18 protein-coding genes are annotated in these 20,502 nt (G+C 67.3%); 3 read left to right on the top strand and 15 right to left on the bottom strand.

Annotated features, from left to right (window positions below):
* Positions 1-3 precede the first annotated feature (3 nt).
* The 14 genes from ACM9LZ_RS23985 to ACM9LZ_RS23920 all read right to left on the bottom strand — a co-directional run bounded on the left by ACM9LZ_RS23985 (position 4) and on the right by ACM9LZ_RS23920 (position 14,377).
* Positions 4-1,707, bottom strand: a complete 1,704-nt coding sequence (locus ACM9LZ_RS23985; protein WP_416622051.1) for a ShlB/FhaC/HecB family hemolysin secretion/activation protein — start codon at positions 1,705-1,707, stop codon at positions 4-6.
* A 253-nt stretch (positions 1,708-1,960) separates the two neighbouring features.
* Positions 1,961-3,253: a spinster family MFS transporter gene (locus tag ACM9LZ_RS23980; protein WP_416622050.1), complete on the bottom strand. Its 1,293-nt coding sequence runs from the start codon at positions 3,251-3,253 to the stop codon at positions 1,961-1,963.
* Between the two features lie 34 nt (positions 3,254-3,287).
* The gene (locus ACM9LZ_RS23975) at positions 3,288-4,049 is read right to left on the bottom strand and encodes an SDR family NAD(P)-dependent oxidoreductase (RefSeq protein ID WP_416622049.1); all 762 of its coding nucleotides are present in this window, start codon (positions 4,047-4,049) and stop codon (positions 3,288-3,290) included.
* 9 nt (positions 4,050-4,058) lie between these two features.
* A complete protein-coding gene (locus ACM9LZ_RS23970) occupies positions 4,059-5,231 on the bottom strand; it encodes an acetyl-CoA C-acetyltransferase (RefSeq protein ID WP_416622048.1) in 1,173 nt (390 codons plus the stop codon).
* 77 nt (positions 5,232-5,308) lie between these two features.
* Complete coding sequence (locus ACM9LZ_RS23965) at positions 5,309-6,280, bottom strand: amidohydrolase family protein (protein WP_416622047.1); 972 nt, start codon at positions 6,278-6,280, stop codon at positions 5,309-5,311.
* On the bottom strand, positions 6,273-7,889 hold the full coding sequence (locus ACM9LZ_RS23960; RefSeq protein ID WP_416622046.1) for an AMP-binding protein: 1,617 nt from the start codon (positions 7,887-7,889) through the stop codon (positions 6,273-6,275). The genes ACM9LZ_RS23965 and ACM9LZ_RS23960 overlap by 8 nt, the downstream gene beginning before the upstream one ends.
* A gap of 4 nt (positions 7,890-7,893) precedes the next feature.
* Positions 7,894-8,703: an enoyl-CoA hydratase/isomerase family protein gene (locus ACM9LZ_RS23955; RefSeq protein ID WP_416622045.1), complete on the bottom strand. Its 810-nt coding sequence runs from the start codon at positions 8,701-8,703 to the stop codon at positions 7,894-7,896.
* On the bottom strand, positions 8,687-9,517 hold the full coding sequence (locus ACM9LZ_RS23950; RefSeq protein WP_416622044.1) for an SDR family NAD(P)-dependent oxidoreductase: 831 nt from the start codon (positions 9,515-9,517) through the stop codon (positions 8,687-8,689). The genes ACM9LZ_RS23955 and ACM9LZ_RS23950 overlap by 17 nt, the downstream gene beginning before the upstream one ends.
* Positions 9,517-10,269, bottom strand: coding sequence for an SDR family NAD(P)-dependent oxidoreductase (locus tag ACM9LZ_RS23945; protein WP_416622043.1), 753 nt, complete (start codon positions 10,267-10,269; stop codon positions 9,517-9,519). Before ACM9LZ_RS23945 ends, ACM9LZ_RS23950 begins: the two co-directional genes overlap by 1 nt.
* Entirely contained in the window at positions 10,266-11,024 is a 759-nt protein-coding gene (locus tag ACM9LZ_RS23940) for an SDR family NAD(P)-dependent oxidoreductase (RefSeq protein WP_416622042.1), read from the bottom strand. The genes ACM9LZ_RS23945 and ACM9LZ_RS23940 overlap by 4 nt, the downstream gene beginning before the upstream one ends.
* Positions 11,021-11,776, bottom strand: coding sequence for an SDR family NAD(P)-dependent oxidoreductase (locus ACM9LZ_RS23935; RefSeq protein ID WP_416622041.1), 756 nt, complete (start codon positions 11,774-11,776; stop codon positions 11,021-11,023). Before ACM9LZ_RS23935 ends, ACM9LZ_RS23940 begins: the two co-directional genes overlap by 4 nt.
* A complete protein-coding gene (locus ACM9LZ_RS23930; protein WP_416622040.1) occupies positions 11,773-12,792 on the bottom strand; it encodes a hypothetical protein in 1,020 nt (339 codons plus the stop codon). The genes ACM9LZ_RS23935 and ACM9LZ_RS23930 overlap by 4 nt, the downstream gene beginning before the upstream one ends.
* 23 nt (positions 12,793-12,815) lie before the next feature.
* The gene (locus ACM9LZ_RS23925) at positions 12,816-13,235 is read right to left on the bottom strand and encodes a Zn-ribbon domain-containing OB-fold protein (protein ID WP_416622039.1); all 420 of its coding nucleotides are present in this window, start codon (positions 13,233-13,235) and stop codon (positions 12,816-12,818) included.
* 2 nt (positions 13,236-13,237) lie between these two features.
* Positions 13,238-14,377 (bottom strand): thiolase family protein, encoded by a 1,140-nt coding sequence (locus ACM9LZ_RS23920; RefSeq protein ID WP_416622038.1) that lies wholly within the window; start codon positions 14,375-14,377, stop codon positions 13,238-13,240.
* Positions 14,378-14,569: 192 nt separating this feature from the next.
* Here ACM9LZ_RS23920 and ACM9LZ_RS23915 point away from each other — a divergent pair, with 192 nt between their 5' ends.
* Positions 14,570-16,237, top strand: a complete 1,668-nt coding sequence (locus ACM9LZ_RS23915; protein ID WP_416622037.1) for a CocE/NonD family hydrolase — start codon at positions 14,570-14,572, stop codon at positions 16,235-16,237.
* Here ACM9LZ_RS23915 and ACM9LZ_RS23910 read toward each other — a convergent pair.
* Positions 16,229-16,933, bottom strand: a complete 705-nt coding sequence (locus ACM9LZ_RS23910) for a TetR/AcrR family transcriptional regulator (protein ID WP_416622036.1) — start codon at positions 16,931-16,933, stop codon at positions 16,229-16,231. The genes ACM9LZ_RS23915 and ACM9LZ_RS23910 overlap by 9 nt on opposite strands.
* Before the next feature lie 223 nt (positions 16,934-17,156).
* On the opposite strand from ACM9LZ_RS23910, the gene ACM9LZ_RS23905 reads away from it, so the two are divergent.
* Both ACM9LZ_RS23905 and ACM9LZ_RS23900 read left to right on the top strand, forming a co-directional pair.
* Positions 17,157-19,334 (top strand): TonB-dependent receptor, encoded by a 2,178-nt coding sequence (locus ACM9LZ_RS23905; protein WP_416622035.1) that lies wholly within the window; start codon positions 17,157-17,159, stop codon positions 19,332-19,334.
* 1 nt (position 19,335) lies between these two features.
* The gene (locus ACM9LZ_RS23900) at positions 19,336-20,154 is read left to right on the top strand and encodes an alpha/beta fold hydrolase (RefSeq protein WP_416622034.1); all 819 of its coding nucleotides are present in this window, start codon (positions 19,336-19,338) and stop codon (positions 20,152-20,154) included.
* Positions 20,155-20,502: the final 348 nt, after the last annotated feature.

The raw sequence follows: 20,502 nt of genomic DNA, 5'->3' as shown, positions 1-20,502 counted from the left end.
TCCTTACACCGTCACGACCATTTGAACCCAGGCCCGCAGGTCTCTCCGCCGGCTATCCAAGTCCGCACTGGTTACGCGCCGGCTGCCATCATTGCCGACATGATGCGAAACAGAGGCCCGCGCCTGAACATTGCGGAACGGCGTCCATTGCACCTCTGCGCCAACCCCCTGCAACACATACTGATTATGTGGAGAGGAAAGATCCTGCCACCCATCCCAGGTGTTCTTGTGCTGTTCGATGACACCAGCGTCCCAGTGTACCGACAGGCGCAGATCATTGGTGACGCGGTGGCCAAACTCGACATTCAGCAAGGCACCCTGGTCACCATTGCCCACATTGACAGGATAGGCACGCACACCGCCAATCCCCCCCAGGGTGAACTGTTCGGCACTGTTCAGATTGCGCGTGGCCACCTGGGCCGACAGCGTGATGCGGGCATCACCATCGGTCCACAGGTTCTGAAACCGCGCCACCGAAAAGTTGGCCTTGCCATAATAGCCCTGGGTACGGGCAGTGGCCTTGTCGAATTCCTTGTTGGTACGGTTTCCGGACAAATCGACAAAACCCGCCTTCACCTGTCCATCCAGGACAAAGGCCCCACCGCCCATCCAGGCGTCACGCATGCGGCGATGGGCGGCAAACGTAACCGCCGCCACTCCATTATCGGAAGATTCCAGGCCGGCCACCCGGTCATTGGTCCATTTATGTTCGGCACCCAGCGCAAAATTGACCGGATCCGACGAAGTCCGCAGCCCCAGCCAGCGCACATTCAACGCCACCGTCTGCGCATCGCCCTTCGGCGTCGCAGCATTATACTTCCTGTCGACCTCGTACCGCAGGGCGCCAGCCATGGCTTCAAACCAATACGCGCCGTCCATCACCGGCGCGCCTACCAACACCTGCATGTAGCGGGAGGATTTGGTGATCTGGCCGGTCAGTGCGAGCTGTTCCCCGACACCAAGTGTGTTCGATACTGTCATCATGCCCAGGGCACGGACATCACCGATTTCGCGGACCGAACTGTTATCGACCAGCAGGGTTGTGTTCACCGGCTTGGGTTCCAGCAGTTTCAGGCGAACATCGGTCGTGCCATCCTGCTCCCCCGCGTCCAGCACACCCAGGGCTTGCATGCCGGGGATCTGCGTCAGGTTGGACACGCCCTCGGCAATCGCGCTCGGCCGCAGCGGCTCCCCGGCGGCATTCTGCGCATGGATGAAAGCGGCGGCCCGGTCCGGGTCCAGACGGGTATTGCTGCTGGGATCGATCAGCACCCGACCCACGCGGGCTTCCAGCACCTGGATGGTGACAATACCATTCTCCAGCGTCTGACTGGGCAGCACCGCCCGCGCGAGATAGTCATGCTTGCTGTAATACCGGGCGATCTTCGCTGCCGCTTCACGCAGATCGCCCAAGGTGCAGTCACGCCCGATATAGGACGTCAACTGTGCCTGCAGTTCCTGCTCCGGAATCAGGGTCGAAACAATTCGAAAACCAGTTACGCGGACCGTCTCTCCCTCTTTCAGAAATTCGGCTTCCGGTGCGGGGGGAGCAAGGGAAGGCAGAGAGGGAGCGGCTGGCTCGTTGCGTGGAAGATTACGCTCCACATCACGCAATATCTGACCAGCATCCTGCGCCATCGCCGGATCGGATACAGCCGAGATCAGGACTGTAATGGCTAAAATTCCGTTGGTGCGAAAATTTTTCAACCATGCACCTATCGCAATAATATAATTACCATTCGCCCCCGGAAAAGATCCACCCTACATAGACCCGATCTGAACCGGCTTACCACGCATTAATGTAAGGTTTTTGACAGAACCTCAAGGGTCATGCGGACAATCTATCCTGAATAACGTCCATGCAAATTTTAGTGAGGATGTTTTTCAATAAGCAGGTGCTACATCGCCTTCCAGCCTTTCTCCGAAAAAATCGCCACTCATGGTCTGTGCCCCTTGGGCGCTATTCCACCCAATCCCGTGGCAGGGTGCGCGCGGCCAGCGCCATCAGCAGGGCCGCCAGCAGGTAGAAACCAAGGCTCAACAGCATGGCATAACGCAGGCCGTCCTGCGGATAAAGCGGCAGCAGCAGGTCGGACATCCAGCCCAGGATGAAGGTGCCCAGCCCCGGACCCAGCAGATTGTTGATGAACAGGAAACTGGCCACCGCCGTCGCCCGCATGCGCGGATGCACCAGATGCTGCACGGCAGAGATGACCGGCGCCAGCCAGACATAACCCAATGCCATGGGCACCAGCATCAGCAGGAACATGCCCCACGACAAGGTCTGCGACATGATGCCCATGGTGAAAAGCGGCACGGCGACCAGGAAGGACAGGGCGGGAAGCAGGGCGAGCGCCCGGCGGTTCCCGGCCCCCACCCTGTCACCCAGCACGCCGCCCAGCATCACGCCGGCGATGCCCCCCGCCGCCAGCAGGGCGCCCAGGAATTGCGAGGTGCCGACAAGGTCCAGGCCGAAGCTGCGCTGCAGGACGGATGGCACCCAGAAGGCAAGCCCATAGCCCACGATGGAACTGGACGCGGCCCCGAAGGCCAGCAGCCAGAAGCTGGGCTTGCGCGCCAGCGTCGCCAGCACGGGACCCAGCCGCAGGTCGGCGGCGACAGCCGTCGCCGCCTGGCGCTGGCGTGGTTCGCGCACCACCAGCCGGAACAGGGGGGCCAGCAGGACACCGGCCAGACCGACCACGATGAAGGCCGCCCGCCAGTCGATATGCGCCGCGATATAGCCGCCGAACAGCACGCCCAGCGCCGACCCGATGGGAATGCCCAGCGAATAGACCGCCAGCGCCCGGGCCCGCTGCCGGGCCGGGAAATAGCTGCTGATCAGGGAGAAGGACGGGGCCACGCCCCCCGCCTCGCCCACACCCACCCCCAGCCGGCACAGGAACAGCGTCCAGAAATTCTGCGCCACCCCGCACAGCGCCGTGAAACCGCTCCAGACGACCAGGGCGCCGGTGATCACCCAGGTACGGCTGGTCCGATCGGCCAGCCAGCCCAGCGGCACCGCCGCCGTGGAATAGAGCAGCGCGAAGGCGATACCGCCCAGCAGCCCCAGCTGCGTGTCGCTCAACCCCAACTCGGCCTTCACCGGCACGGCCAGGATGCCCAGGATCTGGCGGTCGATGAAGTTGAAGATGTAGACCAGCAGCAGCATGGCAAGCACCAGTGCCCTGTATCCGGGCGTTCCGTGGCCGTCGGCATCCCCTGCGGCGGGTATGGCGGAATCGCGGTCCATGGGTTTCCTCCCTGTTCTTGTCATTCCCTGCCGCTCAGCGGGGTGCCATGCGGATGGCGCCGTCCAGGCGGATCGTCTCGCCGTTCAGCATCGGGTTGCGGATGATGCTTTCCACCATCTGCGCATATTCGGCCGGATCGCCCAGGCGCGGCGGGAACGGCACCTGCCGTCCCAGCGATTCCTGTGCCGCCGCCGGCAGGCTGGCCAGCAGCGGCGTCAGGAACAGGCCGGGGGCGATGGTCACGACGCGGATGGCCAGTGGGGCCAGGTCGCGCGCCGCCGGCAGTGTCAGCCCGACGATGCCGCCCTTCGACGCGGCATAGGCCACCTGCCCCATCTGTCCATCAAAGGCGGCGACGGACGCAGTGTTGATGATGACGCCCCGCTCCTCCCCGATGGGATCGGCACCGGCCAGCCGCGCCGCAGCCTTCGACAGCAGGTTGAAGCTGCCGACAAGGTTGATGTCGATGATGCGCCGGAAATCCGCCAGCGGATGCGGCGTGCCGTGCCGGTCCACGGTCTTGATGGGCGGCCCGATCCCGGCGCAGTTGACCAGGATGCGCGCCGTGCCGTGCAGCCCCTCCGCCGCCGTCAGGGCGGCGTCGACACCATCGTCATCGGTGACGTCTGTCTTGAAATAGGCGCCCCCCACCTCAGCGGCCAGATCGGTGCCCAGCGCGTCGTTCAGGTCCAGGATGGCCACCCGGGCGCCGCCGGCCGCCAGCCGCCGCACCGTCGCCGCGCCCAGTCCCGAGGCGCCGCCCGTGACGATGGCGGCGATGTCCTTCAGTTCCATGTCTGATCCTCACATCGCTTCGATGATGGTGACGTTGGCGATACCGCCCGCCTCGCACATGGTCAGCAGCCCCCGCCGTCCGCTCCGCGCGGCAAGCGCATGGACCAGCGTGGCCATCAGCTTGGCCCCCGTGGCGCCCAGCGGATGGCCAAGCGCGATGGAGCCGCCATTGACGTTCAGGCGGGCAGGGTCGGCCCCCGTCGCCGCCAGCCAGGCCAGCGGCACCACGGCAAAGGCCTCGTTCACCTCGAACAGGTCGATATCATCGATGGACAGGCCGGCCCGCTGCAGCGCCTTGCGCGCGGCATGAATCGGTTCCTCCAGCATGATGACGGGATCGCCGGCCGTGACGCAGAGATGGCGGATGCGGGCCAGCGGCGTCAGGCCATGCGTCTTCAGCGCCGCGCCGCTGGCAATCAGCAAGCCGGCGGCCCCGTCGCAAATCTGGCTGGCATTGGCGGCCGTCACCGTGCCGCCCGGCGTCAGGGTCTTCACCCCCGCCACCCCTTCCAGGCTGGCATCGGCGCGCACCCCTTCGTCACGGGCATGCAATTCGGCCGTTCCGTCGGGGCCGGTGACCGGAAGGGGGATGATCTCGCGCGTGAAGGCCCCCGCCGCCGTGGCCTGTGCGGCCTTGCGATGGCTGTCCACGGCGAACGCATCCAGTTGCGCCCGGCCGATGCCGTGGCGTTCGGCCATCATCTCAGCCCCCGTGAACTGGCTGAAGGCGTCAACGCCAAAGCGCGCGCGGATGCTGTCGCTCCAGGGGGAGCCATAGCCATGGGCCTCGGCCAGGGTGGTGGCCGTCAGCATGGGCACCCGCGTCATGGATTCCACGCCCGCCGCGATGACCAGATCCTGCGTGCCCGACATCACCGCCTGGGCCGCGAAATGCACCGATTGCTGGGAGGAACCGCATTGCCGGTCGATATTGACGGCCGGAACGCTGGCCGGCAGCTTCGACGCCAGGACGCAATTGCGCCCGATATGGAAGCTCTGCTGCCCCACCTGGCTGACGCAGCCCATGATCACATCATCGATGGCGGCGGGGTCCACGCCCGTGCGGTCCACCAGCGCGTCCAGAACGGCGGCGCCCAGGTCGGCGGGATGCCAGTCCTTCAGACGCCCGCCCCGCCGCCCGCCGGCCGTGCGAACCGCGTCCACGATATAAGCCTCTGCCATCTCACATCCTCCATCGGCAGGCACCAGGGTCCGCAGGCGCATCCGCGCACCCGCCGCCACCGCGCCATCCCTGTCAATCAAAGCGGCCGGCCGGCCCCGGCCAGCAGCCGCGCGGCATTGCCGTGCAGCCATTCATCGGCCACCCCGTCCGGCAGGGGCAGGTCCGCCACCTCCGCCGCCAGGGCCGCCGCGTCCAGCCGCGACACCCAGAAGGCGGACCCGAACATCACCCGGCCCCGCAGGGCGCCGCCCGCCTGCAGCAGCACCCCTTCCCAGCCCGATCCGGCACGCGCCATGAAGCGGGGCCGGTGGCTGGAAAATTCCAGACAGACGTTGGCATGCCTTTGCAGGATGGCCACGCTATCCGCCATCCACGGCCAGCCGCCATGACCGATCACGATACGCAGATCGGGAAAGGCGGCTGCCACCCGGTCGATATGCCGGACATCAGAAATATCCAGGGGCAGCGTATTGTTGAAATTCTGCCCGGCATGGATCCAGACCGGCAAGCCCAGCCGGCTGGCCGTGCGATAGATCGGGTCCAGGCTGCGGTCCGACGCGCACACACCCTCCCAGAAGGGGGAGACGGAGACGCCGCGCATGTTCCATTCCGCCGCCGCCCTTTCCATCTCGCGCGCCGCCTGGGCCGGTGCCCGCAGCGACACGCCGGTCCAGGCGGTCAGCAGGTCCGGCGCCTTGGCCGCCAGCGCCGCGATCGACCGGTTGGCATCCACCCCGCCGCGCCCGCGCCAGGGAAAGCCGTGCAGCACCTGATGGCCGATACCGGCCGCCCGCAGACGCTCGATATAGGTCTCGTCGGCGATGTCGAAGCCGGTGCCGGCATCGATCAGATGATGGACCGCCGCCAGCGGGTCTGCCGCCAGACGGCGCAGATAATCGCCCTCCTCCACCCCGGCGCGCCGCGCCAGGGGGGCGGAGAAGCGCCGCAGATAGTCGGGTGCCGCAAGGGCGAAGCCGGTCAGGTAGGCTTCCCACACCTCCCGGTCGCCATGCACGGCACAGATATCGATCACGGGCCGTTCAGCCACCGATCCTCTCCCCCTTGATGATCAGCCCATGGGCCTCGCGGTCCCAGGTGTCGGGCGTGCGCCCCTCGGCCCGCAGGTCGGGCTTCTGGATCTTGGCCGTCGGCGTCTTGGGCAGTTCGGCCATGACCCGAATGAAGCGCGGCACCATGTAATAGGGCATGCGGTCGCGCAGATGGGCGATCACCGCGAACGGGTCGATCGCATGGCCGGGTGCCGGCGACAGCGCCACCATCACCTCGTCCTCGCCATAGTCGCTGGCCACCGCATAGGCCGCCGCCTCGCGCACCGCCGCGTGCGACAGGCATTCGCGCTCCACCTCGTAGGAGGAGATGTTCTCCCCCCGCCGGCGGATGGCATCCTTGGCCCGGTCCACGAAATAGAACTCGCCGTCGTCCGACTGGCGGAACAGGTCGCCCGTGTGGAACCAGCCATTGCGCCAGGCCGACGCCGTCGCCGTCGGGTTGTCGGCATAGCCGTGCGAGAGCGACCAGGGACGGTCCGGCCGGATCAGCAGTTCCCCCACCTCCCCCGCCGCCACCGGCCGGTCATGGGCGTCGGCCACCCGCAGGGTCACACCGGCCCGCGCCCGGCCACAGCTTTCGGCATCGGCCGGGTTCAGGGGGGACAGGATGGGAACCGCAATCTCCGTCATGTTGAACAAGGTGCGGGTTGCCACGCCGAACCGCGCCGCGAAATCCCGCGCGGCGGTGCCATGCGGCAGGATATAGGCCCAGCGCAGACCATGGTCGCGGTCACCCGCATCCGGCGGTTGCTTCACCAGGAAGGTGGCCATGGCGCCCAGCAGCGTGCAGCAGGTGGACCCCGTCTGCCGCACCATGTCCCAGAACCGCGCCGTCTCGAACCGTTCGGGCAGGGCGATGGACCGGCCCAGCAGCAGCGTGCCGATGGTGCCAATGGTGCCGCCGGCATGGAACAGCGGCAGGGTAATCAGATAGCGCAACCCCTCTGCATCGACATCCTCGAACGCGGCCAGTGCCGCCGTGGCGCCATGGCAATAGGAACTCAGCACCCCCTTGGACGGGCCGGTGGTGCCCGAGGTGTAGATGATGGCCTGCTCATCCCACGGCTCGATCGGCGTCGCCAGCCGCAGCAAAGCTTCATCGATGTCGCCATCCAGGCTCGACCGGCCCCGGTGCGGGCCTTCATCCCCTACCGCGTCGATCAGCACGACCCTGACCGCCGGGTCCAGCCCCACATCGGCCAGGCGCGGCGCCAGGCTGGAATGGCAGACCAGGACGCGGGGCCGGGCGATGTCGATGGCATTGCGCAGCAACGATCCCTTATAGGCCGTGTTGATGGGCGTATAGACGGCCCCCAGCCAGTTGGCCCCGAACCAGGTGCAGAGCGCATCCGGACCATTGGGCAGCCAGGACATCACCCGATCGCCGCGCCCCACGCCCAGCCGGGCCAGCCCGGTGGCGAACCGCCGGGCACGGTCGGCCGTCTCCCTGAAGCTCCAGCGCGCACCGCCGGGAAAGACCGCATAGGTCTGGTCCGGCCGTTCCGCCGCCCAGCGTTCCAGCACATATCGCAGCACGATCCTGTCGCGGTCGGGGACGGCCGGGTCGGTCCAGCTCCAATCGTTCATCTCGTCAGGTTCCCTTGAAGGCGGCCGGACGCTTGTCGATGAAGGCGCGCGCACCCTCCCGCGCGTCCCCGGCCTCGAAAAAGCAGCGCTGATGCGCAGCTTCCTGGAGTGCCGCGCGTTCGTCCAGCCCGCGTCCACGCGACGCGCCCAGCAACCGCTTCTGCATGGCGATGACGCGGGTCGGTCCGTCCGCCAGTTGCCGCGCCAGTTGCCCGACGCGGTCGGTGAATTCCGCATCCTCGAACACATGGCTGGCCAGACCGATGGAGCATGCCTCCACCGGATCGACGGCGCGACCCGTGGCAAAAATCTCGAAGGCGCGTGCATGGCCGACCACATGGCCCAGATAGGCGGCATTGCCTACCTGCGCGATGCGGACCAGGCCGCTGCCCATCCGCGCCGACCGGGCCATGCAGCGGATGTCGGCGGCACAGGCCAGTTCCGTGCCAGCACCGAAGGCCGGGCCGTTGACAGCCGCGATCACCGGCTTGGGACAGCGGGTGATCAGGGCCGCCACCCGCATGTAGAGGCTGGACCGGTCGGCCGGATCGACGGCGGCGCGCGGATGGTCCATGTCGCCATCCAGGAAGGCCTTCAGCCCCGCGATATCATCGCCGGCGCAGAAGGCACGGCCGGCCCCGGTCAGCACGATGGCCCGCACCGTCCCGTCCTGTTCGGCCGACCGGAAGGCGCGCAGCAGGTCCAGGCCCAGTTCCCGGTCGATGGCGTTCAGCGCCGCCGGCCGGTTCATGGTCAGCCACAGCACCCCGCCATCGCGGCGCTGGAGAAGGACGGCTTCATCCGCGTTTTGCATGAAGGCTCCATTGGTTGGGGGCGTCATCGGGGGCACGGCTGAACCAGCGGGGATAGCCGTGCAGGGTCTGGCCGCCATCGATAAGGATCTCCGCCCCCGTGATGAAAGCGGCGCGGTCGCCCAGCAGGAAGGCGGCCAGTTCGGCCACATCCTCCGGCCGGCCCAGCCGGCCCAGCGGCGTTTCCGCCACGACATCGCCGTTGATGCCGGGATCGGCCAGCAGACCCGAGGTCATGCGGGTGGTGATCACCCCCGGCATGATCAGGTTGGACCGGATGCCGTGATGACCCAGCTCGCCGGCAAGCGTCCGCGACAGCATGCGCAGCCCGGCCTTCGAGGCACCATAGGCCCCGAACAGTTCCGCCGCGTGCGCCGCCGCCGTGGAAGCGTTGAAGACCAGCGCCCCGCCGCGCGCACCCTTCGCGATCAGCCGCGCGGCCCCCTGGGCAATCAGGAAGCTGCCCGTCAGGTTGACATCGACATGCCGCTGCCAGTCCGCCGCCGTCACCTCAAGCAGCGCGCCATAGCGGCCGATACCGGCATTGATGAAGGCACCGTCCAGCCCGCCCAGCCTCTCCGCCAGGGTAGCGAACAGCAGGTCGACATCACCCGCCTCCGTCTGGTTGCAGGCGATGGCCACCACCTCCGCCCCCGACGGGTCCAGGTCTGACGCCAGGGCGGCGATGGGGTCCAAAAGCCGGTCGGTCAGGCACAATCTGGCACCTCCCGCCCGCAGCAACCGGGCCGTGGCTTGCCCGATCTCCCCCGCCGCCCCCGTGACCAGACAGGTCTTGCCCGTGAAGTCCCGCGTCATCAAAGCCTCGCCCCGCCTGAGACATGGATGACTTCGCCCGTGATATAGGCGGCGTCGGGCGACAGCAGGAAGGCGACGACGGCGGCGATCTCCTCCGGCCTTGCGTAGCGGCGCAGCGGGATCTGCGCCAGCATGCGGTCGCGCAGGCTGTCCTGGCTGCCATCGGCCGGGTTGGTCATGTCGGTTTCCGTCATGCCCGGCGCCACGGCGTTGGCCCGGATGCCGTGGCGGGCCAGTTCAAGCGCCGCCGCCTTGGTCAGGGAAACGACACCCCCCTTGGACGCGACATAGGCTACCTGCTGCGTCATGCCCTTGTAGGACATGGACGCGATATTGACGATGCCGCCACCCCCGCCCCGCGCGATGCGGCCGGCCGCGAAATGTTTGGTCAGCAGGTGCAGTGACGTCAGGTTGATCTCGATCACCCGGTCCCAGTCGCTGTCGGGGAAGGTCGCCAGCTTCGCCTTGCTGACGATGCCGGCATTGTTGACCAGGGCATCGACGCCCTGGCCATGCGCCCATTCCATCAGCGCCGCGATCTGGTCACGGTCGCGCAGATCGGCGGAGAAATGCGCGGCGTTCATTCCGTCTGCCAGCGCCTCCAGCCGCTCCCCGTCATGATCGGTGAGCAGCAGACGGGCACCCCGCGCCGCCAGCACACGCGCCATCGCCGTACCGATGCCCCCGGCAGCACCCGTGACCAGCACGGTTTGCCCGTTCAACTGCCCGTTCAACTGATTGTCTGTTGTCATGGCCTGATCCAGCCTCCATCCACGAAAAGCGCGTGGCCCGTGACATAGGCGGCGTCATCCGACGCCAGCCAGACCACGGCCTCCGCGATCTCATCCGGCCGGGCCAGCCGCCGCAGCGGCAGGCTCCGTGCCATCTTCTCCGCCTGCTGCCGCAGGCCGTCATCGGCCCGCAGCATGTCGGTATCGACATAGCCGGGGCACACGCTGTTGACGCGCACCCCGCGCGGCCCCAGTTCCAGCGCCAGCGACCGGCCCAGCGTGATCAGCCCGCCCTTGGAGACGTCGTAGGAATACTGGTTGTGCATGCCATAGGCGGCGGCAGACGCGATGTTCACGACGGCCCCGCCGGCCCGGACCAGCGCCGCCTCCGCGGCGCGGACAAGCTGGAACGGGGCCAGCAGATTGACGGCCAGCACCTTGTCCCAATAGCCGCGCCGGTGATCGGCCAGCGGGGCCATCCGGCCGATGGCGGCATTGTTGACCAGGGCGGCCAACCCCCCATCACCGTCACAGGCCGCCGCGACGATGGCGACACAGGCCGCCTCGTCGGCGACATCGCCGGCAACGGCGAATGCATCCAGCCCTTCGCCACGCAGCAGGGATGCCGCCGCCGCAGCCGCGTCCTCCCCCCGGTCATTGACCGCGACGCGGGCCCCCCGGCGGCCGAAGGCGCGGGCGATGGCAAGGCCGATGCCGCGCGCCGCCCCCGTCACCAGAACGGGCCGGCCCTTCATGTCCTCTCCCATGTCCATCATCGCCGCATCCATCCCCCATCGACGAACAAGGTGTGCCCCGTCACGTAGGAGGCGCGGGGCGAGGCCAGCCAGGTGACAGCAGAGGCAACCTCCGCCGCCGTGCCCAGCCTGCCTGCCGGCAGGGTGCTGGCGAACCGTTCCGCCATCCCGGCCAGATCGGGCGTATCGCGCAGCATCTGTGTGTCGATGAAGCCCGGCGCCACGGCATTGGCGCGAACACCCCGGGGACCCAGCTCCATGGCGAGCGAGCGCGTCAACGTGGCCAGCCCCCCTTTGGAGGCGTCATAGGCGGCCTGCCCGGCGAAGCCGACGACCGCCACCGAGGCCAGATTGACAATCGCCCCGCCCGGTGCCGCCGCCAGATCATCGGCCAGCGCCCGCACCAGCCGGAAGGCGGCGGACAGGTTGATGTCCAGCACGCGATCCCATATCTCGTCATCATGGGCCCGGATGTCGCCCCGGAACTCGATCCCGGCATTGTTGACCAGCACGGCAACGCCGCCATGGGCCCGGCGGGCGGCATCGGCGATGCGTGCCGGTGCCTCACGGTCGCGCAGGTCGGCGACCAGCGTTTCCACGACCAGCCCCGCCTGCCGGCAAAGATCCGCACTTTCCAGCAGGCCTGGACCATCGCGGTCGACCAGCAGCAGCGGCGTGCCCTGGGCCGCCAGCCGTTCCGCCACGGCCCGGCCGATGCCGCGCGCGGCCCCGGTGACCACGGCCGGGCGGCCGTTGGGGATCACCGCGCTCATTCGAATACACCCAGCGGATGCTGATGCGTGCGGTAGCGTCCTTCACGGCGGACGGCCGTGGCATAATCCACGGGCCGCCGCCCCGCGATGGCGCGGCGCACCGATCCGGCATCCAGCGGCCGGTCCACGATGAAGGACATGGCATCCGACCCCGCCCCGGCGCCATAGGACAGAAGCCCGACCCTGTCACCCGGCTGCCGCCCCTCCAGCGACAGCAGCAGCGCCGCCAGCGGCGAGGCCGATCCCAAATCGCCCAGCATCGGCGCTATGGCACCGCCGCCGACCAGGGCCGGGTCGATCTTCAGGGCCTTGGCCAGCCTGTCGGCAGCCCGGCCGTCGGGCTGCTGTACCGCGACGGCATCGAAGCGGGCATCCGCGTCCAGCCTGCGGCCCAGCGCCGTCCAGGCCCCGCCCATATGCCGCATGTCGCCCAGGCCGCTGCCGGCAAGACCGGCACCGCCGGTACGCAGGTAATCGTCACCCTGCAACCGGAACCCGTCGGCCAGATCGGACGCGGTGGAGGCCAGCGCCTCGAACCGCGCCGCCACGTTTTCGGTGCCGACCAGCACGCACACGGCCCCCGCCCCGGCCGTCATCTCCAGCGGGTCGCCGGGGGCAGCGTGCAGGCACAGCGCGTCGGCGCCGACGGCCAGCGCCCGGTCGGACAGGCCGGCCTTCACCCAGGCGATGGCCAGGGCCAGCGCCGCCGTGCCGGACCTGGTTGCGAACTGCACATCCGTGGCGAAGACCGCCGGCGTCAGCCCCAGCATGTCCGCCAGGATGGCGGCCGCTGACCGGGACAGGAAGGGCGAGGTCTGCGTGCCGAAGAACACGGCCCCGACCGGTGCCGGCAGGGGGGCGAGGTTACGCCCCGCCTCTGCCGCCAGGGTGATGACATCGGCATCGGCGTCCAGCACCGTGCGCTCCCTCACCCCCGTCCTGGCAGCCGACGCCGATTGCCAGACAGCCTCGATATCCGTCGTGGCCAGCCGGCCAGCCGGGGCGGCGAAGGACATATCGATAATCCCCACCGGCCGGCTCATGACGCCACCTTGAACTTGAAACCATAGAGCGGCAGGCCCGACTGCTCTGGCCGCCATTTACGGACCACCATTTCCACGGGCTGGTCGGGGGACAGCTCCTCATATTCGGCATCGACGATTTCGGCCATCAGCACCGGTCCCTCCTTCAGGGCGATCATGGCGAAGGGACGGCGCGACCGGCCCCCATGGCCCGCCAGCGGCGAGTGATCCTCCGCCAGACAGACGATCCGACCCTGGCCGGAGAAGGCATGCGGCTCGGGCGTGCCGTCGCATTGCAAGCAGCGGCGGGCAGGCGGGAAGGCATAGGCCTGGCATTGCCGGCAATGGCTGCCCGTCAGGGCATAGCGGGCGGCCCTTGTCCGCCAGGCCCGCGCCGGGCCGGCCACGACAGGGCGGGCAGTGGTCATCTGTGTCATGGTCAGGTTCCTGTCAGCACGGCGACGGCGGAAAGCGCGTTGTTCCCGCCCATCGACTGGGCCACCCCGATCCGGGCGTCGGCGATCTGCCGTTCCCCGGCCTCCCCGCGAAGCTGGGTCGCCGTCTCGCACAGGATGCTGATGCCGGTGGCACCCGTGGGATGGCCCAGGCCGATGCGCCCGCCATCGGTGTTGGTGGGGCAATGGCCGCCGGGTGCGGTCTCCCCCGCCGCGACGGCGCGCGCCGCCTCCCCCCGCGGGAAGATGCCCAGCCCTTCCAAGTGCAGCGATCCCATCACGCTGAAGCAATCATGCACCTGGGCCAGATCGACATCGCCGGCACCGATGCCCGCCGCGCGATAGGCGCGCTGGGCCGCCAGTGCCGTGGGCACCGCCTCGGCGATATCCTCGCCCCCCGGCCAGGCGCCGAACTTGGCCCCCATGGCGTTGGGGCCGGTGGCCGCCGCCACGCCGGCCACGCGGATGGCGCGGCGGTGGCCGGCGGTGGCGCGCGACAACACCAGCGCCGCCGCCCCGTCGCAGCCCCTGGCGCATTCCGCCCGCGTGATGGGCCGGGATGCCCAGCCGGACCCCATGATGTCATCCATGGACAGGGCGGGCCGGCGGTAATCGATGGCATTGGGATTGCGGGCCGCGTACCAGCGGTCCTGCCGCACGAAGGCCGCGACCTGTTCCGGCGTGGCACCATATTTCTGCATGTAGCGGGCATGCATCAGCGCCATGGTGTCGACATAGTCGAACCCGGCCGGCGCCTCGAAATCCTGATCGGGATAGGACAGCAGCGCGTCGGACACGGAATAGACGTCGGACATCTTCTCCACGCCCATCACGATGACATAGTCGCTGCGGCCCGAACGGATCATGTCCACCCCATGCAGGAAGGCCATGGTTCCCCCCGCGCAGGCGCCCACCACCTGGGCATAGGAACCGCCGGTCAGCCCCAGTTCCTCAGCCGCCAGCGGCCCCAGATTTTGCTGTTCGAACGCCTCCGGGCAGGTGACGGACACCAGCCCGCCCCCGATGGCCGCGCGGTCGATGCCGGCATCGGCGATGGCGCGGCTGCCCGCCTCGAAGATCAGATCCCGCCAGCCCTGGTCGGCGCGATAGCCATGTCTGGCCATCCCGACCCCGATGATTGATGCCTCTATGGCCATTGCTGTCACCCTCAATGGTTGAGGTTGGTCGTGTGGCCGGCGGCTCCCGCCTTCATGCCGGCTTTTTCATTTATATGAACGATCGTTTGTGTATATTCTGGAAATGACGTTGTCAAACGCCTTTTTCCCGGCAAGGATCAAAGAAAGGGAGAACCGCCGATGGACGGGTTTCAGGTCGAGCGCGATGTGGTGATGGCGATGCGGGACGGTGTGCGGCTGCGCGCCGATATCTGGCGACCTGTCACCGACCGGCCGGTATCGGCCATCCTGTTCCGCACGCCATACGACCGGCGCGCCTTCAATGCGGATTTCCTGCGGCCGCAGGACACGGCGGCGGCCGGATTCGCGGCCATCGTGCAGGATACGCGCGGCCGCTTCGGTTCCGAAGGCGACTGGAGGCCGCTGATGTGGGAGCAGGAGGGCGACGACGGTCACGACAGCGTGGAATGGATCGCCTGCCAGCCCTGGTGTTCCGGTGCCGTCGGCATGTCGGGCCCGTCATATCTGGGGATCACCCAACTGGTCACGGCGGCCCGACGACCGCCGCACCTGCGGGCCATCGCGCCGGCCATCGCCTCCTTTGCGCAGGGCGAGCAGGTGGAGATGGGCGGCGGCTTCCGCCTGGACCATATCCTGTCCTGGGTGGCGTTCATGGCGCTGGACTGGATGCAGCGCCGGCAGGCATCGGGCGCACCCCTGCCCGAGGACGCCGTCGCCGAGGTGCTGCGCGCCGCCCAGAACCCGCGCGCGCTGATGGATCATCGGCCCTTGCGGGATATCGGGCTGTTCCGGCTACCGGGCTTTCCCATCCGCTTCGACGATCTGGCCAACCCGGCCAATGCTGCCCGCATCCTGCCGGACATCACCGATATACCCACCCTGCATATTGGCGGCTGGTACGATGTCTTCGCGCAGTCGACGGTGGCGATGTTCCGGCAACAACGGGCGCTGGGCCGCGGCGATGCCCATCTGGTCATGGGCTGCTGGAGCCATGGCGGCAATCTGCCTTCCCAGCATGGGGAGGTGAATTTCGGGCTGGCCGCCTCCGGCGCCGGCGCGCGAATCGCCGAACGGCACATCGCCTTTTTCCGCCGCTACCTGGACGGGGCGGATGTGGCGATCCCACCCGTGCGCTATTTCCTGGCCAATGCCGGGGAATGGCGCGATGCGGCGGCCTGGCCGCCCGCTGACACCGTGACGGTCGATATCCCCCTGTCCGGTCCGGGGGAGCATGCCTACCGCTACGACCCGGCCGACCCAACCCCTACGGTCGGCGGCCGCACGCTGGGCCTGGGCGGGCTGGCCATGGGTCCCATCGACCAGCGCCGGCTGAACGGGCGGGGTGACCTGCTGCGCTATGCCACCCCGCCCGTCCCGGCCGACCTGGACCTGATCGGGCCGGTGGAGGCCGCCCTGACCTTCTCCTCCTCTTGCGTCGATACGGACGTTGTCTGCCGGCTGCTGGACATCGCGCCGGACGGAACGACGCTGCCCGTCACGGACGGGACGCTGCGGCTGCGCTATCGCGCAGGGTTCGACCGGGAAGTACCGTTGGTCCCGGACCAGCCTGTCGCCATCACCATTCCCATGGGGGACATCGCCTGGCGGCTGCGGACCGGCCACCGGCTGGGCCTGCAGGTGCAAAGCGCCAACTATCCCCATCTGGACCCGAACCTGAACGACATGTCGCCCCTGGGCACAGGCACGGCTGGCATCGTGGCCGACAACCGGGTGCATGATGGCGACGGGGCCTCCGCCATCCGCGTCACCACGGCCCGCCCACTGCCGTCCCCCCTTACCCTGCGGCCGGAACCGGCGTCAGGCTGACGCGACCCCGGCGCCCACCAGGCGCAGGGCATATTCGGCATAGGCGCGCTCCACCTCCCCGCTGCTGAGCGCGCCGTTGGAACGATACCATTCGGCAACGCGCAGGCACATGTCGCCGATGGCGATGGCGGCGATCTTGGCGGCGGATTCCGTACCGACGGCCGGCAGCACGAAGGTACCGGCGCGCTGCCCGTCCTCGATGACCTCCTCGAAGATCCGGCGCAGGCGGATGCGCTCCGCCCGCATCACGGACAGATGCGGCTCGGGCAGGGAGGTATATTCGGCATTCGCAACCAGGGCGAAAACCTGATGATGCGTATGGAAGCGCACATAGGCCGCCACGATGACCCGCAGGCGATCGGCCGCGCCATCGGATGCGGCCTGCAGCGCGTCCGCCATCATGCGGCCGACCGTCTCGTGCCCCTCCTCCACGATCTCCCGCAGCAGAGCCTCCTTCGTGGCGAAATGATTGTAGAAGGCAGCGGGGGTCAGCCCGCAGGCATCGACGATGGTACGGATGGATGTCGCCTCATAACCGTGCCGGAAGAACAGTTCGGAAGCGATGCGCTTGATCTGCGCGCGCGAATTGTTGCGCCGGCGATCGACCGGGCCGCCATCTTCGGCTTCCCGTGGCGGGGGGGCGGCCCCATTCTGCCGGCGCGATGCTGTCGATCGGGGGGAGGTCGGCGATTTCATCTCGTCTCAGCGATACCGGATCGGTTCAGGGGGACCCGGCAACAGGTCCCAAAAGGCTGATCGGAGCCTGTGGGAACAGGCCCGGACGCCCTGATTCATGGGATGATAGCCGAAGTTGCGCAAGGATTTTCGATATCCGACCACCGGCGTATGCAGACCCGTTGACATATATGCGAACGATCGTTTATGTATTCTGGACAAAATAAATAGCCCGAGGGAGGTCATGGTGAAACAAGCCCGTTATCTGTGCGTGGCGGCCCTGCCGCTGGTCCTGTGCCCCGTTGCGGCGCACGCGCAGGAGGATGTGCTGGCGGAGATCATCGTCACGGCGCGGCGCGTCAACGAACGGCTGCAGGATGTGCCGGTCGCGGTCACCGCGGTCAGCGGAGAGACACTGGACCGCCGGCTCAGCGCCAATATCGCCGACATCCAGTCACAGATTCCCAACGCCACCTTCTATGCGTTCGGCGGATCGAACAACAATGCCTCGGTCTATATCCGCGGCGTCGGGCAAAGCGACCAGTTGTTCATGTTCGATCCCGGCGTGGGCATCTACCTGGATGACGCCTATATCGGCCGGGCCCAGGCCGCGCTGTTCGAGACGGTGGACATCGCCCGTGTGGAGGTGCTGCGCGGCCCACAGGGAACGCTTTATGGCAAGAACACCAGCGGCGGTGCCCTGAAGGTCCACACAAGAGACCCCGACCTGTCGGAGGCCGGCGGCCAGATCACCCTGACCGGCGGGTCGAAATCCCTGTTCTCAGGCAAGGCGTCGCTGGACGTGCCGCTGGTGGAGGATCGTGCCGGCATCCGGGCCAGCATGCTGCGCGTTACCCGCGACGGGTTCGTCGACAACCTGCTGACGGGCAAGGATTTGCAGGACCGCGATTATATCGGCGGTCAGGTGACGGGGCTGGCCGAACTGACTGACAGCCTGACGGCGCGCGTCACCTTCGACATCATGCGTGACCGGTCCACGCCGGCCGCCCCCACGCCGATGGTCGCGGTGGCCTTTCCGCCCAACACCCCACCCTTCACGCCACAGCTTCCGCTCCGCCCCCGTGAGAGCCGGGCCGACACGCCCGTGCGCAATGACCAGGACAGCTACGGCTTCAATGGACAGCTTGCCTGGCGGGGCGACAGCCTGGAGGTGAAGTCGATCACCTCCTACCGCAAGCTGGAGTTCGCGCAGGCGTTCGACTACGACAGTTTCCCCTATCTGCTGATGTCGTCCAACCAGGACCAGGAGACCAGCCAGTTCTCCCAGGAATTCCAGACGAATTTCGAGATCGGACCGGACCTGTCCTTTGTCGGCGGCCTCTACTATTTCAAGGAACATACGCAATCGGTGATCGGCGTGCCCAACACGCTGCCCTATCAGGCCGCACCCGGCTTCTACGTGCCGATCGCCAACAATTACATCCAGACCACGGACCTGGAGAACCGCAGCTATGCCGCCTATCTCAACGCCGTCTGGCAGGCGACGGACAGGCTGTCGATCAGCGGCGGCCTGCGCTTCACGCGCGACAAGAAGGATTACGTGTCCAGTCTGGTCAATGATGTGTTCCCCACGGCCAATTTCGCCTATGATCTGGGTGACGGCTGGTCACGCTGGCTGCCGCGCATCGGCCTCGACTACAAGCTCACGCCCGACCAGATGCTCTATGCCAGCTATGGCACGGGGTTCAAGAGCGGCGGGTTCAACCCGCGCGCGGCGAACGCCGCCGTGGCGACCCCCTACACCCCGGAAACCAGCGAGACCTATGAGCTGGGCTACAAATCCAGCCATCTGGACCGGCGGCTGACCCTGAACACGGCCCTGTTCTACAACCGTTTCAAGGATTACCAGACCAACCTGCTGGCCTTTGTCGGCACGCCGCCCAGCCCGACCTCCTATTTCACCAATGCCGGCCGCTATTCCTCCTGGGGGGCGGAAATGGAATTGACGGGGCGTGTCACCGACGGGTTGACCCTGTCGGGGCAGGTTTCACTGTTCCGTGACAGGTTCGCTTCCTTCACCAACCCGATCATCGGCGATTTCGCGGACAAGACGCTGCCCAACGCTCCGAAATTCACGGCCAGCCTGAACGCGAACTATACGCTGCCGCTGGGCGACGGCCGGGCGCTGGAACTGGATGGCGACGTGGCCTACCGCTCCGCCACCTTCATCAACATCCTGAACAGCCCCCTGCTGCACCGCGACGCCTATACCATCGCCAATGCCCGCCTGGCCTTTTCGATGCGGGACGGGGACATCCAGCTTTTCGCCGGTGTCCGCAACCTGACGGACAAGACCTACATCGTGGATGGCGTGAACTATATCGGCGCCACCTACAATTTCCTGTCCTATTATTATAACGAGCCGCGCACCTTCCAGGCCGGCCTGCGGTACCGGTTCTGACATGGCCGTGGCATCGGAGACCCATCACATCTTCGACACGGGGGATTGCCATATCCATTACTGGATCGGCGGTCCCCCGGATGCCCCTCTGGTCGTCCTCACACCCGGCGCCTTCACGGACCACCGGATGTTCGATGATCAGGTGGCGGCCCTGCAGACCCGCTATCGCACCCTGCGCTGGGACCCGCGCGGCCATGGGCTTTCCCGCCCCTATGGACGGCCGTTCGCGACCGGCCTGGCGGCCGACGACCTGAATTCCCTGCTGGATCATATGGGCGAGGAACAAGTGGCGCTGGTCGGCCAGTCCATCGGCGGCAATGTCAGCCAGGAGATGCTGCGGCGCCATCCGCAGCGATGCTGGGCGGCGGTGCTGCTGGGCTGCACCTGCAGCACCATCGGCCCGACCCGCGCTGAACGGTGGGCCTTGCGCCTGTTCCCCCTGCTGATGCGGCTTTATCCGGTGGCAAAGTTCAAGCAGACATCGATGGAGAAATCCGCCATCAAGCCCGCGGCCCAGCGCCGGCTGCAGGAGATGATCGCCCCGCTCTCCCGCAGCGACATCCTGGCCATCTGCGGCGGCATCGCCGGCGCCGTGCATGACGTGCCCGGATATGCGATCCGGCACCCGATCCTGATCGCCCGTGGGGAGCATGAGGCCCTGGGCAACATCCGTCAGATCATCCCGCGCTGGCTGGCCCGTGATCCCCAAAGCCGTTTCGTCGAGATCCCGGACAGCGGCCATGTCGCCAACTGTGACAACCCGGACGGGTTCAATCAGGTGATGATGGCCTTCCTCGATGCGAACCTGCCGTCGTCATAGGGGGGCTGATCACGTCAGAGCCGACTGACCCGCGCCGGGCGAACGAAATCCTGCGCAAGGCGTCAGCGTATTTTGATGATGTGCAGGGCCTCACCCCACGAGGAACATCGTGGGATACGCATTTCTCAGCGAATGAGCAGACCGTTCATGCAGATATTCCATCGAGTTGGCTCTGATCCGGCCAAGAACGTCTTCCAACCGCATGCAACCATGGAGGAAGGTCAGCCGCGCCAAATTCCTCTCGCGCGGATCGCCACCACAGCATAGCCATGACATGAGGCAACGCCGGTGCCGGCTTGATCCCACAGGGGGGCGGAGCTGGTCATTCCGAGGGACTATCAGGAATTC

The organism is Niveispirillum fermenti, assembly GCF_048066175.1.
Taxonomy (GTDB): Bacteria; Pseudomonadota; Alphaproteobacteria; order Azospirillales; family Azospirillaceae; genus Niveispirillum; species Niveispirillum fermenti.
The sequence above is the reverse complement of the archived record's forward strand: the minus strand, read 5'-3'. Positions and strand labels throughout refer to the sequence as shown.